This is a genomic window from Methylibium sp. T29-B, assembly GCF_000576225.1.
Classification (GTDB): domain Bacteria; phylum Pseudomonadota; class Gammaproteobacteria; order Burkholderiales; family Burkholderiaceae_C; genus Methylibium; species Methylibium petroleiphilum.
Map to the genome: position 1 here is coordinate 1 of NZ_AZSN01000352.1, position 1287 is coordinate 1287.

Genomic DNA, 1287 nt, shown 5'->3' on the forward strand with positions numbered 1-1287 from the left:
CGACGCTGCAGCGCGCCTTCGGCCTCGACGCCCCGCTGCACCTGCAGCTGCTGCAGCTGCCGCCGGCCCATGCCGGCTTCGGCTCGGGCACCCAGCTCGCGCTGGCGGTGGGCCGCGCCTTCGCCAGCCTGCACGGCCTGACGCTGGCTACGCCTGAGATCGCGCGCCTGCTGGGCCGCGGCCTGCGTTCGGGCGTGGGCATCGCCGGCTTCGACCAGGGCGGGCTGCTGCTCGACGGCGGCACCGGCACCGGCGACGACGGCGTGCCGGCACCGTTGCTGGCGCGCCTGGAGCTGCCGTCCGCGTGGCGCGTGCTGCTGGTGCTCGACCCGCAGCGGCAGGGCCTGAGCGGCGCCGACGAGAGGAGCGCGATCGCCACGCTGCCGGCCTTCGCGCAGGCCAGCGCCGCCGCGGTCTGCCACGAGGTGCTGATGCGCGTGCTGCCCGGCGCCGCGAGCGACGACTTCACGCTGTTCGCCCAGGGCGTGAGCGCGGTGCAGCGCCTGGTCGGCGCGCATTTCGCGCCGGCCCAGGGCGGCCAGCTCTACGCCAGCCCGGCGGTCGCGCGGCTGTGCGAATGGATCGCCCGCCACCACGTGGCCGCCACCGGACAGAGCTCGTGGGGCCGACCGGCTTCGCGATCCTGCCGTCGGCGGCCGAGGCCGACGCCGTGCTGGCCGCCGCGCGCGCCGCCGGCATGGTGGAGGCAGCGCTGCAACTGCGCACCGTGGGCGCCCGCGCGCACGGTGCGTCGATCGAAGTTCGCCCCCCGCCCCGATGAAGACCGACGTTCTCCCCGACCCCGACGAAGACGACCTGAAAGCGACTGCGATGGACCGCCCCTACATCCTCCACATGATCACGCCGGGCAAGCAGATGAGCCCGTTCGACATCAACATGGCCGCCGACGCCGGCTACCAGCTGCTGCCGACCTACAGCGAGGTCACGCTCGACGGCGTGACCGGCCTGACGCAGGACGCGATCTTCTCGCGCGGCCCCAAGGGCGTGGCGCGCACCGGCCTCTTCATCGGCGGGCGCGACGTGCTGCTGGCCGCCGACATGCTGGACGCGGCGCGCAAGGCGATGGTCAAGCCCTTCGTGGTGTCGGTGATGGCCGACCCGAGCGGCTCCTACACCACCGCCGCCGCGCTGGTGGCCTGCGTGGAAGCCAGCTGCGCAAGGTGCACGGCACCGACCTGGCCGGCAAGCGCGTGGTCATCCTCGGTGGCGGCGGCACGGTGGGCCGCATCGCCGGCGTGCTGGCGCAGCAGCTCGGCGCGACGTGCG

1 protein-coding gene and 2 pseudogenes are annotated in these 1287 nt (G+C 74.7%); all 3 read left to right on the forward strand.

What is annotated here, in order from left to right; genetic code table 11:
* Positions 1-107 precede the first annotated feature (107 nt).
* Positions 108-164: pseudogene (locus Y694_RS27310) on the forward strand (hypothetical protein); the annotation flags it as partial.
* A 455-nt stretch (positions 165-619) separates the two neighbouring features.
* Positions 620-781 carry a hypothetical protein gene (locus Y694_RS25150; RefSeq protein WP_197028850.1) on the forward strand — a complete coding sequence of 54 codons (162 nt, stop codon included), beginning with the start codon at positions 620-622 and terminating at the stop codon, positions 779-781.
* Positions 782-831: 50 nt separating this feature from the next.
* Positions 832-1287: pseudogene (locus Y694_RS21860) on the forward strand (NAD(P)-dependent methylenetetrahydromethanopterin dehydrogenase); the annotation flags it as partial.